Origin of the sequence: Mesorhizobium sp. WSM4313, assembly GCF_002294725.1 — a bacterium.
Taxonomy (GTDB): domain Bacteria; phylum Pseudomonadota; class Alphaproteobacteria; order Rhizobiales; family Rhizobiaceae; genus Mesorhizobium.
Genome location: NZ_NSFT01000029.1, coordinates 1 through 18,813, shown reverse-complemented (window position 1 = coordinate 18,813; position 18,813 = coordinate 1). Strand labels below are relative to the sequence as shown.

Here is an 18,813-nt window from a genome sequence, read left to right as displayed (position 1 = left end):
CAGATTGATTTTGGTGTAGCCGTATTTTGACCGACTGCATCATTTGGTCGGAGCCGATATAAGTATTCAATACCTCGTTGAAGGCATCGACCGCCTGCTGATTGGGCAGGAAGGCGAGACTTGGGTAGCCGGCCTTCCCAGCCGGCGGGGTGAACGGATCTGCCATTTCAACGCTGTCGACCTTGTCAGCGAGCTCCTTACCGTGAAGTAGTTTAGCGACCCCGCCGCCGCGCGGCCGACCTTCACTGCCTGCAAGAATTCGGCCTGGCCGGCGACCTGCATGACACGATCCTCCGGAATGCCCGCGTCTTTGGCGGTCGTGACCGTGTCGGAACCGGCGGTGGTGACCAGCGTTAGGCCCTTATCACGAATATCGTCAAAGGAGTGCTGGTCTTTTGGGATTGCCATTCGGCATGAGCAGGGCTTCGGTGAACTTAGCAAGCGGCTCGGTGAACACCACATTGCGGCAGCGCTCCGGCAGAATGTACATGCCGCCTGGCCTAGCTCCGTCTGCCGTCTCTCAAGGTTGTGTCGGCCAATTTCTCAGCCACCATAATCGTCGGAATGTTTGTGTTCGCCCGAGGGCAAAATGGCATGACGGAAGCGTCGGCGATCCTCAAACCCAAAATACCATGAACGCGTCCCGACGGATCGGTCACAGCGCCAGGATCCGCGGCTGCCCCCATCCTGCAGGTCGACGTCGGATGCCAACTTGGGATGACGTTCTGGCGAATATACCGATCCAGATGTTTCTCGTCGTTGACGAGATCGGAAATGCTATCCCCATCCGTTATGACGCGCCTAATCAGCCCACGGCGCAGCCGCGGCGACGCGTCCATGAGCAGCGCCAGAAATGACGTGAGTGCATAGTTTGTGCTTGTGACCTTGCTCACCAGCTTCGCTCGCGCATTCAACGCTGACGGAAACGGGTCCAGCGCCACAGAGGACAGCGAATCTTGCTGCAGCAGGCGGACTATGAAGCGAAAGCCCTGCTTGAGGCGCTCGGCGTCCCGCTTGTCGCTCAACCAGTTGAAATCGACCTCCGGCTCTATTTTATGCGAACTACCCTTGAGCGCCACAGTTCCCGTCGAGTAGCTGCGATTGACCCACACGGCGAGAGTGCCGAGGCGCCTCCCCAGCGGGTGCCAGGATGATTTGGCAACAGTCGATATTGCCATATCGGTCGACGGGCAGCCTTCGTAACCCGACGAGTAGCGGGCGTGCATCTGAATATATTCGCTCACGCCGGGTGACAAGCGATCGGCCGGCTTCAAATAGGCCGAAACGCAAATCGTGGGGTGTTCCTGAAGATTCTGGCCCACACCTTTCAAATCTGCAACGATAGGGATTCCGAATTGTACTAATTCCTTCGCGGGGCCGATCCCGGAGCGCATCAATATGGCGGGTGAATGGAGTGCTCCTGCGCACAGGATAACGCAAGAAGCGCTATACGATTGCACGCCCGATTTGTTCTCCGTCTCGACCCCCGTTACCGTTGTTCCCAAAAAGGTCAGCCGCGCAACTGTCGTTTCGGATAAAATCGTTAGATTGCGGCGAGAGCGGACGGTTTCGGGTAAGTACGCCATCGCGGAGGAGACCCGATGACCATTGCGGTTGGTCAATGGGACAACTGAATAGCCATCACCGAATGCACCATTGAAGTCTGGCCTGAAATGAAGCCCCAAAGCATCGTAAGCATCGGAGATTGCCCGGATGAAGCCCGACCAGTCTGATTGGCGCACACGTTTGATTGGCAAGGGGCCGTTCGTGCCATGAAATTCCCCGCCGAAATCCAAATCGCATTCTAGACGACGGAAGTAGGGCAGCACGTCTTCCCAACCCCAGCCCGTTGCACCGCTTGAGGCCCACTCATCGTAATCTCCGGGCCCGCCGCGGTTGGCGACTTGGGCATTGATGCTGGAGCCGCCACCCATGACGCGCGCCTGTTCGTAATGGACAGGCTTGCGGCCACCTCGCACCGTTGTCGCGTGGAGTGACTGCCATCGATAACCGGGATTAAGGTAAGCACGCGTTGGGTCGCCATCCTGGATGTCGTCAGGAATGGCATTCGGCGGCGTATCAGGGCCAGCTTCAATGAGCAGCACGCGAGCGCCATAGGCGGAGAGCCTGCTCGCCATCACGCATCCAGAGGAGCCACCACCCACGACGATATAATCGAAAACCACGCAAACTCGCAAATGTCTGAGTCGGGCAAAAATCTAGCAGACGGCGAGCAAGCAAAAACGCGCAATTATCTTGCAGGACGCAGGAAATCAGCGCATTCTTAAGAGATTCGCATTATGGCGGCCTCCCAACGGGGCGGAACGTTTAAACATGACCTTGCCAGCAGTCCATCAGGGCTGAAGGCGATGCCGGAGCGTCGTGACTTAAGTGGACAAAGCGCATCGCGACTGAAGGGGACAAACCTATCGCGAGATACATCAGAATGCAGCCCGGTAGGTCCAGAAGTGCTTTTGCAGCATCGCGCTGACGAGGCCGTTGTAAGGAGCAGAATGATGCTTCGCCTTGCGCTCCATCGCCGCTTTAGCGGTACGAAAACTCCCGTCCCAATCATGGCCGGCGGGCAAGGCGGCTGACCCTTGCGCCAGTCATCGGTGAATCGGATCAACCAGTTGTTGAATGCGCGTAAGATTGCGCGTTCTATACATCGATTGGCACCGCCAAGGTTACCTTCGTGCGATCCATCACAATCATCGTGCTGTAATTTCTAACAGCCGGGCTATCAAAGAAGAAACGCCTCGAGAATGCGTCGTACTCTGCCAAGTCACGCACGGAGAGAAGGAGAACGAAATCGGCGTTACCGGTGACCGCATACGCGCTCATTACTTCAGGCGCCTTCTGTAGAGACTGCTTGAAGCGATCGATGACGTCGGAACGATAGCGCTCAATGTCGACCAAGACCAGCATCATCAGGGACCTGCCCACCGCCTCAGGCGACACGATTGCAACATCAGCCTCAATTACGCCAATTTGTCGCAACTGCTTCAATCGCCGCTGACAGGCCGTGGGCGATATACCGGCCAGTTGGCCCAATTCTTCCGTTGTTTGGCGATTGTTGCGCTGAACAGCGCTTAAGATTTTCAGATCTATCCGATCCAATTCCATGGTCATTCTCCGGAATAGCTGCAATTTGCGCAGAAAAACTGCGATATGCACTCGACTGTAGCCTCAACCCCGCGCAGACGGAAGCCCAAACGATCAGGCCAGGCATGGGACCAAAGTCGGCTATCGTCCTCGACGTCAGTTATAGCCATTGGCCGAAGAGTGCTGTCCACCATCGCCCAACTGACAATGGCAGCCGACGGTCAAAAGCCGAGGCCTTGCGCCCAGTTCGGCCGAGGAAACGTCTCGGAACTTAAACGCTAAGCCGACTGGACGATGATGATAGGGGGGACCTCTATTTCCGCGCTTCGGCTTCCATTCGTTGGCTCACGCTGCCAAGAGTCTCATCTGTGTATAGGGAATCGAGCGCTAGGTTCGCCTGCCCCGGTTGCTGCATCAAATGCAGCCGTCTTGAGGTGGTTGGGAAAAATCGTCACCGCAGCCACACAAACCGCCGGCCTTATGCAACCTGCCGGCAATTTCGCATAATTACTGCATCCCGCCGCTCAGAATTTGCGCAAGGCGCCCAATGTAGCGCGCTATTGTCTCACAACGGCACCTACACGCCACTTCATAAAGCAGAAGAGGCCTGGCTTTGCAGGCTTCAGATTGAGGAGTTCGCCTATGAGCAAGCAATTCGCACCTGAAATGGATGCAGGTCTCGCGGTTTTCAATCGCCTGGAGTCTGAGGTGCGCAGCTACGTCCGCGCCTTCCCCGCCCTATTCGATCGCGGAGTCGGGACCACTCTCATCGCTGCAGACGGTCGGGAATATCTCGACTTTTTCGCCGGTGCAGGCGTTTTGAATTATGGGCACAACAACCCCGTCATCAAGAAGGCGCTGCTGGATTATATCGAGCGCGACGGAATTGTGCATGGGCTGGACCTTGCCACGACGGCCAAGAAAGCCTTCATCGAAGCTTTCGAGCGATACATTCTCAAGCCTCGTGGTCTGACATACAAATTACAGTTTCCCGGCCCCACAGGTACGAACGCGGTCGAAGCGAGTCTAAAACTGGCTCGCCAGGTGACCGGGAGATCGAACATCGTCTCGTTTACCAACTCGTTCCATGGGGAAAGCGCTGGAGCATTGGCAGCGATGGGAAACAAGGAGCACCGGGCCGCTGCCGGGTTTCCCCTCGCCCATGTGACATCGTTGCCATACGAAGGCTACCTGGGGGCGTCAGTTGACACAATCGATTACTTCGAAAAGCTTCTCAATGACCCCAACAGTGGCCTCGACAAACCTGCCGCGGTGATCCTGGAAGGGATCCAAGGTGAAGGCGGCATCAATGCTGCGAGCGTTACTTGGCTGCAACGGCTGCGCGAGCTAACGTCGCGGCACGGAATCTTGATGATCCTCGATGACATCCAGGCCGGGGTCGGTCGCGCGGGCAGTTTCTTCAGTTTCGAAGCGGCTGCAATTGTGCCGGACATCGTTACCCTGTCCAAATCTTTGTCGGCGATCGGAACCCCAATGGCCCTTATTCTCATCAAGCCTGAACTTGATGTCTGGGCCCCGGGCGCACACACCGGGACCTTCAGAGGCAACAACTATGCTTTCGTCACTGCTCGTGCGGCCCTCGAAGCTTACTGGTCCGACTCCAAGTTCGAGGATGAGATCGCTCGCAAGTCTGCGATCTTGGTCCAAGAACTCAACGCGATTACCGAGGAATTCCCCACCCTCGGCCTGAGCGTGCGAGGCCGCGGTCTGATGTACGGACTCGTTTCACCGAAGCACCACTCCTTGCCAGGTCTGGTCTCCCAGGAGGCTTTTCGTCGGGGCTTGGTGATCGAGATCGCCGGCTCATACGGTGAGGTGCTTAAGTTCATGACTGCCCTCACCATCGCCGAGGCTGACCTTCGGCGTGGTCTGTCCATCATTCGCGACAGCATTGGCGCAGTAGCGACTACCCTCGACGGTGGAGGCGCGGCTCGCTAGCCGACAAAGCACCGGGCCACTAGCAGGTCCAAAATCGGGCCGCTCGCAGTCACGGAACGGGAAGGCCGTTCCGTGGCATGTGGCAGTGGGCGAACTCGGAGCGGCTGAACGGCAGACTAGGGCTTTCACTGCCGGACCGATACCACGGTTGCCGTTCTTCCTGCGGCGCCGACCACTGTCGCTGCGCCAATTCGAAGAAAATCGAGCGATAAGAAAGAGGACTGGATGGCCAGCAACGACGTAGTCAAAAATTATATCGATGGCGAGTGGCGGGATTCTGTGTCCGGCACACGCATCGAGGTCGATGACCCGGCGAGCGCCGAAACGATTGCTGTCGTAGCTGAAGCAGGACCCCAAGACATCGAGCTTGCCGTTACTGCTGCTCACCGCGTTTTTCGCGACCGCGTGCTGATAGACATGCATCCGTATGATCGCGGTCGCATGTTGTTTCGCGTTGCCGACGCCCTTGAAGCGCGTTTCGACGAGATCGCAGCCATTAACTGCGCGGAGACGGGGAAGGCATTGGAACTTGCCGATGGCGAGGTTCAGACCGCCATCAGATACCTGCGATACTATGGTGGCTTGGCCGACAAACTTGAAGGGCGCTCGATCCCGCGCGGGGCCAACCTGGTCAACTACACAGTCAGAAGTCCCTTCGGCGTGTCCGCCCAGATCGTTCCGTGGAATGGTCCACTTGAACTGACGGCCCGCTCGCTGGCCTGCGCCATCGCAACCGGCAACTCAGTCGTGGTGAAGTCGCCGGAACTAGCTCCCCTTTCCGGAGTTGAACTTGCGCGTGCCTGTGAGACAGCGGGGCTGCCTGCCGGAGCGGTCAACGTGCTCACTGGATACGGCCAAACGGCAGGCCAGGCGCTGATCGAACATCCCGACGTTCGCCACATCGTCTTCACGGGCTCGATTACTACTGGGCGGACGGTGCTCAAGACGGCAGCGGATCGGATCGTGCCCTGCATAATGGAACTGGGCGGAAAGTCGGCTGCAGTTGTGTATTCCGATGCCGACCTCGACTGCGTTGTGGAAGCGGTACGCGTCGGGACCTTTCTGAATGCAGGCCAGAATTGCAACAACCTTACACGTCTTATTGTGGAACGTTCTATTGCAGACAAACTGGTGGAAAGAGTGAGGGTCTGCGTCGAAGGACTGTCGGTCGGTCCAGGACGCGAAAACTGCGACATCACCCCGTTGATCTCCCGAAACCAACGACAAGGAGTTGAGCGGGCCTGCCAGACGGCCCTCTCGCAGGGCGCGCGACTCGTAACCGGCGGGACTGCGCTTTCGGAGCGGAGCGGTTACTTTATGGCGGCCACGGTGTTTGCCGATGTCGCGCGAGACAGCAATCTCTTCCAGCAAGAAGTATTCGGTCCTGTTCTTGCCGTTACCACGTTCGATAATCCGGGAATGGCCGTCAATCTCGCGAACGACACCGTTCACGGTCTGGCAGCGGGCGTGTTCACGCGGGATATTGACCGGGCCCTCTGGACCGCCGACCGCCTTTGGGCCGGTCAAGTGTACGTGAATGGGTGGTATGTGGGCGGGGTGGAAACACCGTTCGGTGGGATAAACCAGTCCGGCTACGGCAGGGAGAAGGGTCAGGAAGCGCTGGACGGCTACGTTCAGACGAGAAACGTTGGTATCCGCCTCTCGCAGCCACCATCTGGAAATTGAACGCTTGCTGATCCCTACCGACGGCGCGGCTGTCGGGCGATGCAGGATTCAATGACCTCGACCAAATCGAAATAAGCCCGGCGAGAGAATCCGTATCGGAGGTCATCGAGAACAACTCTAATCATAGGATTTTTGGCTGCGGACGGGCTTTACCCACCACGGACATGTAGGAGCGCATTGCCTAGCCCGCTGCGTGGGTCGCATGGGTCAGGAGAGGATCACAGTGCTTCAGAGACAATTGAGATTCGCAGAGCTGCCGCCGAAGATTTCGACAAGTTGGCAATGTTGAACCGCGAGTTGATCGAGGCCGAGAAGCATCGAAACCCCGATGACGGTTTCAGAACTCAAGGAGCGGTTTATTCAGTTGGTGAATCGCGAAATTTGGATGGTCGACCTCTTCAGCCAGAACGGCGAGATTGTGGGCCTCGCCACTCATCGTTTGGAGCCAGACAATGCGGAGCCGAGTGGGCAACGCGTCTTTTTGAGGCAATTCTACGTCAGCTGCCAACACCGACGTTCGGAGATTGGCTGCAGGACCCTTGAGCTGCTTATTCGGTCTCGTTTCCACAACAAATCAAGGATTTTCCTCGACGTGCTGGAGACCAATCCTGGCCGCAAGACCTTCTGGTCTCACACCGGTTTTGTCGCCTACAGCACGCTCATGGAGCGTCTCGTTGAAAAAGCGGACACCAAATAACCTGCGGTGCTGGGAATTAATTTGGGGATCGGATTGTCTGGCATTTGCGTGCGTCGCGCAAAAACACGAGAATAGAATCGAGCCGGTCGTAACCGAATGGGGCTCACTTGTCCCCGGCCTGCAGGCTAGCCGCTTCGACTTCATCACGGCCGGCATGTGGATCAAGCCGGAGCGCTGCCGCAACGTGCTGTTCAGCGAACCGATCGCTACGGAGAGAGGCGCACTGCTGGTGCCTAAGGGCAACCCGGAAGGGCTGCATTCTTATGAGGATGTGCGTGACAAGGGACTCACCTTCGTCAGTGATACAGGCTACACCGCGGTCCAGGACGCGAAAAAGTCAGGCATCGCCGACGACAAAATCATGCAGGTCGCCGGACCGCCGGCGGACAGGCTGTCGCGCCGCCGCCGGTGCCCTCGACTACTTTACAGCGACTGGACTTGTTAAGAAGGACCACAGCCTTGAGCTGGCCGATTCGTTCATCGCGCCAGCCAACTATCCTGCTATCGCCTTCGAGCTCAACGAGCAGGCTGCGGTCGACGCGTTCAATGCCGTATGCAGGACTATGTTGGCTCTGGCGAAATGATGGCAGTATTCGGCAAATACGGCTACGGCAAAGACAACCTGCGGACGGCAGCAAGACCGCTGACCTCTGCAGAGGCTGAAGGCAATGTGCCTTAACACGTCCCCGGTCATGGCGGGGACGTGTTCAGTGGGCAAGCGTCTGTGAGGCGATTTCAGGTCCACCGTGGCGGTGCTCACAAGACGCGCCTCATTGCCTGAAACAAACACATCTACACTTCATCGGGTGCGCACATGTGAGCGTCGCGGCCCACAATACGACGGCCAATATGCGGGCTGGCTCACCTGCCACATCAGGCAACTGCGCAAGCAAATCCCCTGACGTGTGCCGGAACGAGAAGCAGGAGAATACTGTGGAAATCAGAGTTGTACGCCCGGGCGACCTTTCTCAATTGCGCAAGATTTGTGACGAACACATCGACTTGGAAGGGGTGACAATAGCGGACCAGGACCTGAGTCCTTATTGGAACTCGGCGTTTTTTGGAACACCTGCCCAGTTGTTCGGTTGGGTTTGTGATGAAGGAGGGTGTGTGCTGACAGTTCTGCAAATTCGCTGAGAGAGGGCGGTCATGGCAGGCTGGTGATTGTTCACGTCACCGATTCCCGCGAAGGAACGCCACCATGACCAAGATTGAAAGTAAGACCGGCAGCGCTGCCATCAAAGACATTCTGCTTTCGGACCCGGACGGACTTCACGAAGTGATCCGTGCGGTGATGCAGGAGGTACTCGAGGCCGAGATGGACGAGGCGCTGGGGGCTTCGAAGAGCGAGCGCACACCTGAGCGGCTCGGCTACCGCTCGGGTTATTACGGCCGCACCCTTGTCACGCGGGTCGGCAAGCTTGAGCTGCGGGTTCCGCAGGACCGGGCCGGCCGCTTCTCGACCGAGCTTCTCGAGCGTTACCAGCGTTCGGAGCGGGCCTTGGTGGCGACGCTTGCGGAGATGTATGTGCAGGGCGTGTCGACCCGCAAGGTCAAGGCGATCACGGAAGAGCTGTGCGGCCATGCGTTCTCGGCCTCGTCGATCTCGGCCATCAACAAGCGGCTGGACGAGAGCCTCGCTGCCTTTGCCAGGCGCCCCCTTCAAGAGCCGTTTCCTTACCTCATCCTCGATGCGCGCTAAGAGAAGGTGCGTGAGGCCGGCGTCGTCATGAGCCAGGCGGTGCTGATCGCTGTCGGCATCGACTGGGACGGCCGGCGCCAGATCCTGGCCGTCGAGATGGCCAATCGCGAAAGCCGCTCGGCCTGGAGGGATTTCCTCGTCGCGCTGAAGGCGCGCAGCCCCAAGGGCGTCGAGCTGGTTGTCTCCGCCAATCATGCCGGCCTGGTCGCGGCGATCGGCGAGGTGATCCCCGAAGCCGCCTGGCAGCGCTGCTACGTCCACTTCCTCAGGAACGCGCTCGATCACCTGCCGAGAAAGCACGGCGCCGACTGCCTGCAGGACTTGCGCTGGCTCTAATGACCGGCGCGATCTCGCCGAGGCCAAGGCCGATCTCGCCGCATGGCTGTCCAAATGGTCGGGCCGCTATCCGCGACTGACGAGTTGGGTGGAGGAGACCATCGAGCGCACGCTGACCTTCTTTTGCCTGCCGCGCCAGCATCACAAGCATCTCAAGAGCACCAACATGCTTGAACGGCACAATGAGGAAATCCGCCGGCGCACCAATGTCATGCGCATCTTCCCCAATGAAAGCTGCCTGCGCCTCGTCAGGGCGCTGGCTGCGAGACCAACGAGAACTGGATGGAGGCCAACCGCTACATCAACATGGACGATCTGCGCGAGCACAAGAAGCTCGCTCTACGCCAAGCCGCATGACCAGCATCGTGGCCGCCCCATTTTGCAGAACTTGACGCACACAACCTGAAGGAGGTAAGCGTCATGACAACTCTTAGAGGATACATGACCGCGTCGATCCGGCTTTTCCTTGTTGGTCAGGGGCGATCCTCGGGTACGCCTCCGGCGAGGGCCGCCTTGCGCGATCATGGCACGGTAGCGAGGCTGGGCTCTTAAGGTCGTCCTTAGGAGCGTAAGCCCCGCGACCATCCCATCGCTGAAAACAAACCCTTGATCAGCGGGCGCCCGACGGACCGCCTCTGTCGTCGTGGCGCTCCCATGAAGAACCTGGCCCATAGTGCATCCTTTGATTCGGAAGATAAGGATGCCCCATCAAAACCTGAGATCAAACATTTAGGCAGGCCTCGACTGGGACAAGTAAAACGGCCGCATTCGAGGCATGAGGCTGCACGCGTCTAAGATCCGAACAGCCAATACCCGAGCGTCCTCGACATCCCCGCCGCCAGAAGTCAACGATGCCCAGATCGGCCGCACGACCACCAGCAGAAGGGCGCCACCTCAACCCGTCCTACACTCAACATTTTGTCGCGTCCGCGACGTGCCTTCTTGATCCGATCCGTGGTCTGCTCACCTAAATAGCTGAAAGAGATCACGCATTTCTGTTTCCGGCCTGATTAGCCAGTTTGGCACGAGGTTTGCAACTTTGTGTGCGATCCAGTTGAACGGGCCGATTGGCACAGTCACCTGAAATCACAACTAATTAAAGGAACGGAACATGTCGGAACTGTATCGGATGGCATTACCAATGGGGGACAGCCGGCCGGCAATGCCTCCGCCCACCACAACCAGCCTTCGCCTGACTGTCTCGTGCTGGCCACGCCAGAGTAATCAATTTTGTCCTAAGAACCACAATACGACAAATCGCAGAACGTCCATCCATCCATCCTGAAACCAAGACACAGCAATCGCTTGTCGACGCAGTGTCCCACCGCCGAGAGGAAATGTAGATGAGAAAATTTGTTGCCGCCAAGCTTCATGGAATAACTGTGACCGACGCGAATTTGAACTACCGGGGCTCAATAACTTTGGATCCAGATCACTGCGACGAAGCCGGCATCCTTCCAATGGAATTCGTTGAAATCTGGAATAAATCATCGGGCGCTCGAATCAGCACTTACGTGATTTATGGAGAGCGGGGTTCTCGTTGCTGCGTGCTGAACGGAGCCGCTGCTCGCACCTGTCAGGTCGGGGACGAAATAATCGTTTGCTCCTCCGCATACATCGAGGAGCATCAGATGGTGGAGATCAAGCCGCGAGTGCTGACTTTCCACCGGGATAATTCTATCTGCGACCACATGTTCTACGAGGGTGCAATAGACGACGATGGAAGGATAACGTTCTCGATTCGCGAGGGCTCTCCCGGCGATAACGCGCTAAAACTCACTCCCTAGTAGGGCCTTTCGGTGACAGCTCGTGGCGCCGGGTCCCGGTCAAGGGCGTACTCGTCCCCAGTACTCTGGTACGCGATACAGTGCATTATCCCACTCGGCCACTATTCGGTCAGTTGCCATCAAGCCCAATCGGTTCTGCCCAGATCTGGGAAGACGATTTTGCTGCGCCAAAGGCAACTTCAGCTTCAGCCAGCGGCTGCGGGTAGAGGCGACCAATTTCACGGAATGTTTGGCCTTGGATCGTTGTCTTTAAGTCTGAGGTCCACGATGGCAAAACGACCTATCGACAAAAACGCAGAGTGGAGAACAGCCAATGTCAAGGAAAGCTCTCATCCTGGTTGAAGGCCATGCAAGAGGTAATGGAATACGATACATCCACGCGGCCCGGCGTCTTGGCTTTCATCCAATTACACTATCAGTTGATCCAACACAGTACGAGTATCTTGCGGCGGAAAGAAGCGAGGCAATCCGTGTCGATACAACCAATCTTGATACCTTGATTCGCGAATGTTCCAGGCTGCGTGAGACCAATGACATCGCTGGTATCACGGGCTTCTCGGGCATCGACGAGTCGGTCTATGCAACCGTTGGCAAACTATGTCGGCATTTCGACTTACCGGGACCCAACCCCGAATTGATTGAACGATGCTGTGACAAATTCTCTCAGCGCCAGCTACTTGCGGAAGCCGGAGTTCCGATACCCGCTTATCGCATGGCGCTGAATGTGGCAGAAGTAGAAAGCGCTGTCGCGGAGATCGGCTTTCCCGTAATTGTTAAGCCGGCAATCGGCAGCGGTAGCATCGGTGTCCGATTGTGCCGCAACGCCGATGAGTTAGCTGACCACACGACCTATCTGTTGGGTGGGAAGCACATCTGGCCGTCTTCGCCGAGGATATTGGTTGAGGAATTCGCGCGCGGCCCTTTTTATAGCGTGGAGATAATGGGCAATGAGGTTATTGGGATTGTCGCCGTTGATTTCGGCCCCCCACCGCATTTCGTCTTCCGTGAAACGACCTTCCCGGCCCCGCTTGCGGAAGACGATCATGACCGTATCGTTGATGTTTCGCTGAGGTGCTTGCAAGCTCTTGGCCTTAATTGGGGGCCAACGAACATCGAGCTCCGGTTGACTAATCATGGCCCGGTTGTAATCGAAGTGAATCCGCGTCTTGCTGGTGCGCTTGAGCCTGAACTGGTCCAACTGGCGAGCGGTGTCGATCTGGTCACCGAGCACATCAAGCTTGTCGTCGGCGAGGAATGGGATTTGCGCAGAAGGCATTTGCAGACCGCAGCCGCGCGGTTCCTAGTTGCTGATTGCGACGGCACCCTCGATTGGATCGATGGCGGCAGTCAGGCGATCGCGGTACCAGGTGTCGCTGAAATCAAATTGTATGTTGAACCCAACGCGCCGATCTTCAGGAAAGGCGATTTTCGAGACTGGATAGGACATGTCGTCGCCGTTTCACCCAGCCTTGCTCAGACCGAAGCGATACTCCAACGAGCTGTCGACTTAATCGCTTGGTCTATCACACCGCCGTCGGGCGAACAGGAGCGATCTGCAGCCCCACGACTCCCCCCCAACTGAGAGGTGATCCGTCGCCAGCATAAGAACTCTTACCCGCAATAGCTCGCCTTGTTGTCAAAAGCATAGCTGGAGTTCAAACTTATGAATATATCCAAGGGACCCCAGGCATTCCCTAGAAGTGAATACCTTCGCCGGCTCGGCTCGGTGAAGTTCGAAATGGGTCGGTGCGATATCGACGCGCTCGTCGTTTCCGACCAACATAACATTACCTATCTCACGGGGTACACCGCGCTATCAGCCTATGTTCCTCAGGCCGTTGTGGTTTCGATACGAGAAGAGGAACCGACGTTCATTCTGCGCCGCTGTGATGCGCCGGCAGCCATTCATCAATGTTTTATGGAGCGCGACAAAATCGTCGCATACCCCGAAGCGTATATTGGAAATCCTGACAAGGATGGCTATGACGCGGTAGTCGATTACTTGGAGGACGTCGGCCTCGCGAGTCGAGGCATAGGAATCGAGCTATGCTGCCTTCCATCGCAATCGGCGAAAAAGTTTAGGATGCGCCTGCCTGGTGCCACGATCGTCGATGCTACTAAGGCGGTCACTTGGAAAAGGCTCATCAAGTCAGATCTCGAGATAGCTGTAATGCGGGAGGCGGCGGCAATCTCAGACGCCGCGATTCGACGCGCTGCTGAGGTAATACGCCCCGGGGTGCGTGAAGCAGACGCGTGCGCGGAAATTGTGGCAACGTTGGTGCGCGGCGCAAACGGTAAGCCAGGAAGCGGGATCGAGGGAATAAGTTTGTGTTCATCACCGCGAACGGGAACGTGCCACATTCCGTGGAGCGAGGACGTTTTTCGCTATGGATCGCAGGTGAATCTCGAAATCGGCGGTGCGCGATATGGTTACTGTGCTGGGCTTATGCGCACTTACACGATCGGCTCACCCTCCGATCGTCTACGTCGCGTGCATGAGATCCAAGTCGCCGGCCTTGAGGTCGCTCTTGATGCGATACGGCCAGGAGCGACTTGCAGCGATGTTGCCAACGCCTTCAATCGCAGCATCGAGAAGCGGGGCCTCAAAAAGGAGACGCGTTGCGGCTATGCACACGGCATTGGTTGGTTGGAGCCGACCGCAAGCCTTAAGGATGGCGATATGACAGAGTTGCTACCAAACATGACCTTTCACCTGATGTTAGGTAATTGGATCGAGGAGGATTTTGGATACGTCATCAGCGAAACGTTCCGTGTCACAGACTCCGGCGTCGAGGTACTGACCACTGCTCCCCGGAAGATTTTTGAGATCTAAATTAGAATATGGCTTGTCATAACGACAGCGCGGACGTCCGGAATAGATCTTGCCGGTCGACGAGATGTCGCCTACCTTGTTGAAGTGCGGACGGCGAGCGGCGGTCGGCATGCGGGGCCGATCCGTGTCGAGGCGAAGCCGAACGCACGCTGGTCGCTGTACGACCAGTTCTCCTGCGGCCGATCAACTCGTCGACGACGTGACGCGCGAATGCCTTACGCGATTCCGGACACAGATCTCTGGTCGCCGCGTTGCTCGCGAACTGACGACCTGATCGCCCAGCGCGGCAAGCCCGGCATGATCGTCGCAGACCACCGCACGGAGTTTACCTCGAACACGGTCCTTGCCTGATCAATGGATCATCGCGCCGAAAATACATTCCGCTGCAAGCCCATGTGCGCAACATAAATGGCTGCACCTCTAGTCTACTCGCCACTGTTTAAAAGACTGGGGCAGGTCAATGCGCTTTCGTTACGACCTCAGAGCAAGTCTACAGGTCATAGTAGTAGGTAAGGTATGGACTCAATTTACCGATCTTGTCATAGAGCGCCCGCGCATGATAATTTGATCTGTCCGTATTCCAATAGATTCTCAGCCAGCCTTGGTCGCGACCGTAGGAGGCCAGATTCGTGAGCATGGCTTGGCCAATCCCCTGGCGCCGCGAAGACTCGTCGACATAGAGATCTGCGAGAAAACAGACCGGACGATCGCTAAGAGTATACGGGTGAATGACAAAGGTAGCAAAACCTATGGTAACGCCAGTTGCTGAGACCGCGATCAGCGCGTTAATCGGTTCGTCTGGGCGCTCGATGCGCCGCCAGATCCTATCTGTCGCCTGTTCTGATGAATTGAGACCTTGGTCGGCGCAATATGCGTACCAAAGGGACCGCCATGCATCGCGGTCGGCAGTGCCTGCGAGACGAATCTCCATGAGGGGCGGGCTCCGGCTGAGAATGGGCTCCAGGGCGCGAGGTGTTCGGCCTGAAAGGTTGACGGCTTGCGATAACTGCCACCGGCCCGCAAGACGTGCAGCACGCGACCGCCGGGTGTTATAAGATCTTTCCGCCTGTGACGGCGTCGTGGTCGCGCTGGAACTGGTTCCCGGGAGCTCGGTTCGCGATACGTCAAGCGCGAGTTGGGCGAGCGTTATCATGGGATCAAGTTCCCTCAGGTTTTCCCGCAGCACGTTTGCGACAGCGGTGCAGATCTAGTGCGATCTTTCCCTGCGACCACACGATGCAAACAATCTGACACCATAGGTGCATTCATCCCGAAGCGGGCTTCCGACCGCCGCGCTACACGCGCGACGGCGGGACAATCTAGCGGATGCGAGAGTTCTTCCAGCTTACCACGGAGATCTGCACCGCGTCGGCGCCATAATTGCGCATGCTTTAGAAAAGCAGACAATCATTGCAGTTCGCGCGCGCGTCCGGCGCCATTCCCAGTCACCCATATTGACTCAACGTTGCGCAGCATCATTTCTACAACACTAACTTGCTGCCCTTGTCGCGAAGTCAGGCGAGCGTCGATCTCGGGATAAATAAAGAAGGGCAGCGAAATTCGATCAGTCGGACCACTATGCACGACCTGGTGGGGCGTACTCTTGAAGCGGCCGTCGCTCAAGACCTGAAGGAGGTCGCCCAGATTGACTACGAGACTATCGGGCAGGCTCGGCACCGGCATCCATCGACCGCGGAACCACACCTGCAAGGAACGCAGGGGGAGTTCCTCTTGCAGCAGCAGCGTGAAGAAGCCATGATCCGTGTGCTTTGCGCAAGTGCCGCCGCGAGCTGGATACCGTATCACGCGTTGCCCAAGCGTCGGCGTGCTGAAATGGCGTTGGAACCATGCCTCTTCCATACCTATCAGGTCCGCCAGCGCATCCCCGATCTGGGGGACAATCCCGGCGAGCACGGTAGCCTGCAAAGCAAGCAGGTTTCTTGCGAAGCCAGGAGCCAAGGCTTCATCCGGAAGGCGCGTGCGGCCGGAGAACGGACGCCGGTCGCCTTCGTTCTCAATTCCGAGGTCGAATACCTCCTTTGGATCGAAGCCGGCCTCAGGATGTAGCATTTCGCCGTGTAAAGGACTGTATCCACGGGCGGCAGTGGGGTACACGTCCTGAAAGGCGTGCCCGTAGCGTTCCTTAACCGACTGTGGCAATGCGAAGAATCGCCGGGAAGCCTCAATGGCTTGCGCGATCTGTTCCCCGGGGATGCCGTGCTCGACAAGGTAGAAGAACCCGTATTCCTGGCATGCCATTTGCAGGCGCTGGCGCTCGTCACGTCGCGTTGCATCGTCTCTCAATTTCGAAAGTGAAATTTTCGGCAGCGTGGTCATAGTCAATCCCCTTTTTGGGCGCTTAAGTTGATTAGTGTTTGCCGCGGCTCTCAAAGTCGACAGTTCCTTGGATGTGGGCAACGCGCCGTCTCTTCCAATAATAACGAAAGTCGACATGATGTCCCATTCTAAGGCTAAGCCGATGGCTGGGCGGTGATTCCGTCTTAGCAATTGATCTCTAGCGCTTCCTGGTGAAGATAACAACGATTTGTATGTTAATATAGTTGTATATATTGTTACATCCGTCGCGGTTAGTTTAACATTATCACGGCCAAGATACTAAGAGCGATTTACAATTCTGAATTGCTTTATGACTTCCAGGCTCAATCCAGACCAGCGCCGACCTCCGGGTTTCATGGCAGGATCGGCCATCTCGAAGAGCTCTATGACGCGAGGTATCGCCAGCTACCTGAGCTCGTCCATCACACACGCCGTCCCGGACGATGGCCGAATGGCAGAAACCGACCGCTCGAAATTTTCCTATCCCATAGTCTTTTTCGACGCTATCCGGGTCGAGCGGTCAAGCTCAGGGACGAAGACTTCGTTCGCAAAAAAGCCATCTACATCGGGTTCGGCGTTCTGCCTGGCGGCACCAAGGAGCACATGAGCTGAGGAAGCGCTTGTCGACGTTATCCGCCGTCTCGACGAGACGACTAGCCGAGCAGCAAAGCAGGCAGCGATTTAGCTCCGTCTGCCGTCTCTCAAGGTTGTGTCGGCCAATTTCTCAGCCACCATAATCGTCGGAATGTTTGTGTTCGCCCGAGGGCAAAATGGCATGACGGAAGCGTCGGCGATCCTCAAACCCAAAATACCATGAACGCGTCCCGACGGATCGGTCACAGCGCCAGGATCCGCGGCTGCCCCCATCCTGCAGGTCGACGTCGGATGCCAACTTGGGATGACGTTCTGGCGAATATACCGATCCAGATGTTTCTCGTCGTTGACGAGATCGGAAATGCTATCCCCATCCGTTATGACGCGCCTAATCAGCCCACGGCGCAGCCGCGGCGACGCGTCCATGAGCAGCGCCAGAAATGACGTGAGTGCATAGTTTGTGCTTGTGACCTTGCTCACCAGCTTCGCTCGCGCATTCAACGCTGACGGAAACGGGTCCAGCGCCACAGAGGACAGCGAATCTTGCTGCAGCAGGCGGACTATGAAGCGAAAGCCCTGCTTGAGGCGCTCGGCGTCCCGCTTGTCGCTCAACCAGTTGAAATCGACCTCCGGCTCTATTTTATGCGAACTACCCTTGAGCGCCACAGTTCCCGTCGAGTAGCTGCGATTGACCCACACGGCGAGAGTGCCGAGGCGCCTCCCCAGCGGGTGCCAGGATGATTTGGCAACAGTCGATATTGCCATATCGGTCAACGGGCAGCCTTCGTAACCCGACGAGTAGCGGGCGTGCATCTGAATATATTCGCTCACGCCGGGTGACAAGCGATCGGCCGGCTTCAAATAGGCCGAAACGCAAATCGTGGGGTGTTCCTGAAGATTCTGGCCCACACCTTTCAAATCTGCAACGATAGGGATTCCGAATTGTACTAATTCCTTCGCGGGGCCGATCCCGGAGCGCATCAATATGGCGGGTGAATGGAGTGCTCCTGCGCACAGGATAACGCAAGAAGCGCTATACGATTGCACGCCCGATTTGTTCTCCGTCTCGACCCCCGTTACCGTTGTTCCCAAAAAGGTCAGCCGCGCAACTGTCGTTTCGGATAAAATCGTTAGATTGCGGCGAGAGCGGACGGTTTCGGGTAAGTACGCCATCGCGGAGGAGACCCGATGACCATTGCGGTTGGTCAATGGGACAACTGAATAGCCATCACCGAATGCACCATTGAAGTCTGGCCTGAAATGAAGCCCCAAAGCATCGTAAGCATCGGAGATTGCCCGGATGAAGCCCGACCAGTCTGATTGGCGCACACGTTTGATTGGCAAGGGGCCGTTCGTGCCATGAAATTCCCCGCCGAAATCCAAATCGCATTCTAGACGACGGAAGTAGGGCAGCACGTCTTCCCAACCCCAGCCCGTTGCACCGCTTGAGGCCCACTCATCGTAATCTCCGGGCCCGCCGCGGTTGGCGACTTGGGCATTGATGCTGGAGCCGCCACCCATGACGCGCGCCTGTTCGTAATGGACAGGCTTGCGGCCACCTCGCACCGTTGTCGCGTGGAGTGACTGCCATCGATAACCGGGATTAAGGTAAGCACGCGTTGGGTCGCCATCCTGGATGTCGTCAGGAATGGCATTCGGCGGCGTATCAGGGCCAGCTTCAATGAGCAGCACGCGAGCGCCATAGGCGGAGAGCCTGCTCGCCATCACGCATCCAGAGGAGCCACCACCCACGACGATATAATCGAAAACCACGCAA

At 57.1% G+C, this 18,813-nt stretch carries 13 protein-coding genes and 3 pseudogenes; 11 read left to right on the top strand and 5 right to left on the bottom strand.

What is annotated here, in order from left to right; genetic code table 11:
• Positions 1 to 500 precede the first annotated feature (500 nt).
• Together CK219_RS29845 and CK219_RS29840 are read right to left on the bottom strand one after the other, a co-directional pair.
• Positions 501 to 2,186 carry a GMC family oxidoreductase N-terminal domain-containing protein gene (locus tag CK219_RS29845; RefSeq protein WP_063169348.1) on the bottom strand — a complete coding sequence of 562 codons (1,686 nt, stop codon included), beginning with the start codon at positions 2,184 to 2,186 and terminating at the stop codon, positions 501 to 503.
• Between the two features lie 475 nt (positions 2,187 to 2,661).
• The gene (locus tag CK219_RS29840) at positions 2,662 to 3,126 is read right to left on the bottom strand and encodes an Lrp/AsnC family transcriptional regulator (RefSeq protein WP_063169349.1); all 465 of its coding nucleotides are present in this window, start codon (positions 3,124 to 3,126) and stop codon (positions 2,662 to 2,664) included.
• 621 nt (positions 3,127 to 3,747) lie between these two features.
• On the opposite strand from CK219_RS29840, the gene ectB reads away from it, so the two are divergent.
• The 10 genes and pseudogenes from ectB to CK219_RS29795 form a co-directional block, all read left to right on the top strand.
• Entirely contained in the window at positions 3,748 to 5,064 is a 1,317-nt protein-coding gene (ectB, locus tag CK219_RS29835; protein WP_063169350.1) for a diaminobutyrate--2-oxoglutarate transaminase, read from the top strand.
• A gap of 225 nt (positions 5,065 to 5,289) precedes the next feature.
• Positions 5,290 to 6,750, top strand: coding sequence for an aldehyde dehydrogenase family protein (locus tag CK219_RS29830; RefSeq protein WP_063169351.1), 1,461 nt, complete (start codon positions 5,290 to 5,292; stop codon positions 6,748 to 6,750).
• A gap of 328 nt (positions 6,751 to 7,078) precedes the next feature.
• On the top strand, positions 7,079 to 7,447 hold the full coding sequence (locus CK219_RS29825) for a GNAT family N-acetyltransferase (protein ID WP_063169352.1): 369 nt from the start codon (positions 7,079 to 7,081) through the stop codon (positions 7,445 to 7,447).
• Positions 7,425 to 7,892 carry a transporter substrate-binding domain-containing protein gene (locus tag CK219_RS32460; RefSeq protein WP_224571101.1) on the top strand — a complete coding sequence of 156 codons (468 nt, stop codon included), beginning with the start codon at positions 7,425 to 7,427 and terminating at the stop codon, positions 7,890 to 7,892. The genes CK219_RS29825 and CK219_RS32460 overlap by 23 nt, the downstream gene beginning before the upstream one ends.
• A 488-nt stretch (positions 7,893 to 8,380) precedes the next feature.
• On the top strand, positions 8,381 to 8,584 hold the full coding sequence (locus CK219_RS32015; protein ID WP_141245431.1) for a hypothetical protein: 204 nt from the start codon (positions 8,381 to 8,383) through the stop codon (positions 8,582 to 8,584).
• 64 nt (positions 8,585 to 8,648) lie between these two features.
• Positions 8,649 to 9,842, top strand: a pseudogene (locus CK219_RS29815) (IS256 family transposase).
• A 986-nt stretch (positions 9,843 to 10,828) separates the two neighbouring features.
• Positions 10,829 to 11,272 (top strand): aspartate 1-decarboxylase, encoded by a 444-nt coding sequence (gene panD / locus CK219_RS29810; RefSeq protein WP_063169354.1) that lies wholly within the window; start codon positions 10,829 to 10,831, stop codon positions 11,270 to 11,272.
• Positions 11,273 to 11,585: 313 nt separating this feature from the next.
• On the top strand, positions 11,586 to 12,854 hold the full coding sequence (locus CK219_RS29805; protein WP_082826583.1) for an acetyl-CoA carboxylase biotin carboxylase subunit family protein: 1,269 nt from the start codon (positions 11,586 to 11,588) through the stop codon (positions 12,852 to 12,854).
• 81 nt (positions 12,855 to 12,935) lie between these two features.
• On the top strand, positions 12,936 to 14,105 hold the full coding sequence (locus CK219_RS29800; RefSeq protein WP_063169356.1) for a Xaa-Pro peptidase family protein: 1,170 nt from the start codon (positions 12,936 to 12,938) through the stop codon (positions 14,103 to 14,105).
• A 117-nt stretch (positions 14,106 to 14,222) separates the two neighbouring features.
• A pseudogene (locus tag CK219_RS29795) lies at positions 14,223 to 14,453 on the top strand (IS3 family transposase); the annotation flags it as partial.
• A 142-nt stretch (positions 14,454 to 14,595) separates the two neighbouring features.
• On the opposite strand, the gene CK219_RS29790 reads toward CK219_RS29795, so the two are convergent.
• Positions 14,596 to 15,036: a GNAT family N-acetyltransferase gene (locus tag CK219_RS29790; protein ID WP_158515807.1), complete on the bottom strand. Its 441-nt coding sequence runs from the start codon at positions 15,034 to 15,036 to the stop codon at positions 14,596 to 14,598.
• Positions 15,037 to 15,512: 476 nt separating this feature from the next.
• Positions 15,513 to 16,442, bottom strand: a complete 930-nt coding sequence (locus CK219_RS29785) for a 2-oxoglutarate and iron-dependent oxygenase domain-containing protein (RefSeq protein WP_063170383.1) — start codon at positions 16,440 to 16,442, stop codon at positions 15,513 to 15,515.
• 456 nt (positions 16,443 to 16,898) lie between these two features.
• Here CK219_RS29785 and CK219_RS32455 point away from each other — a divergent pair.
• A pseudogene (locus CK219_RS32455) lies at positions 16,899 to 17,042 on the top strand (transposase); the annotation flags it as partial.
• An 81-nt stretch (positions 17,043 to 17,123) separates the two neighbouring features.
• Here the strand turns inward: CK219_RS32455 and CK219_RS29780 are convergent.
• Positions 17,124 to 18,809: a GMC family oxidoreductase N-terminal domain-containing protein gene (locus CK219_RS29780; RefSeq protein ID WP_095770072.1), complete on the bottom strand. Its 1,686-nt coding sequence runs from the start codon at positions 18,807 to 18,809 to the stop codon at positions 17,124 to 17,126.
• Between the last annotated feature and the right edge of the window lie 4 nt (positions 18,810 to 18,813).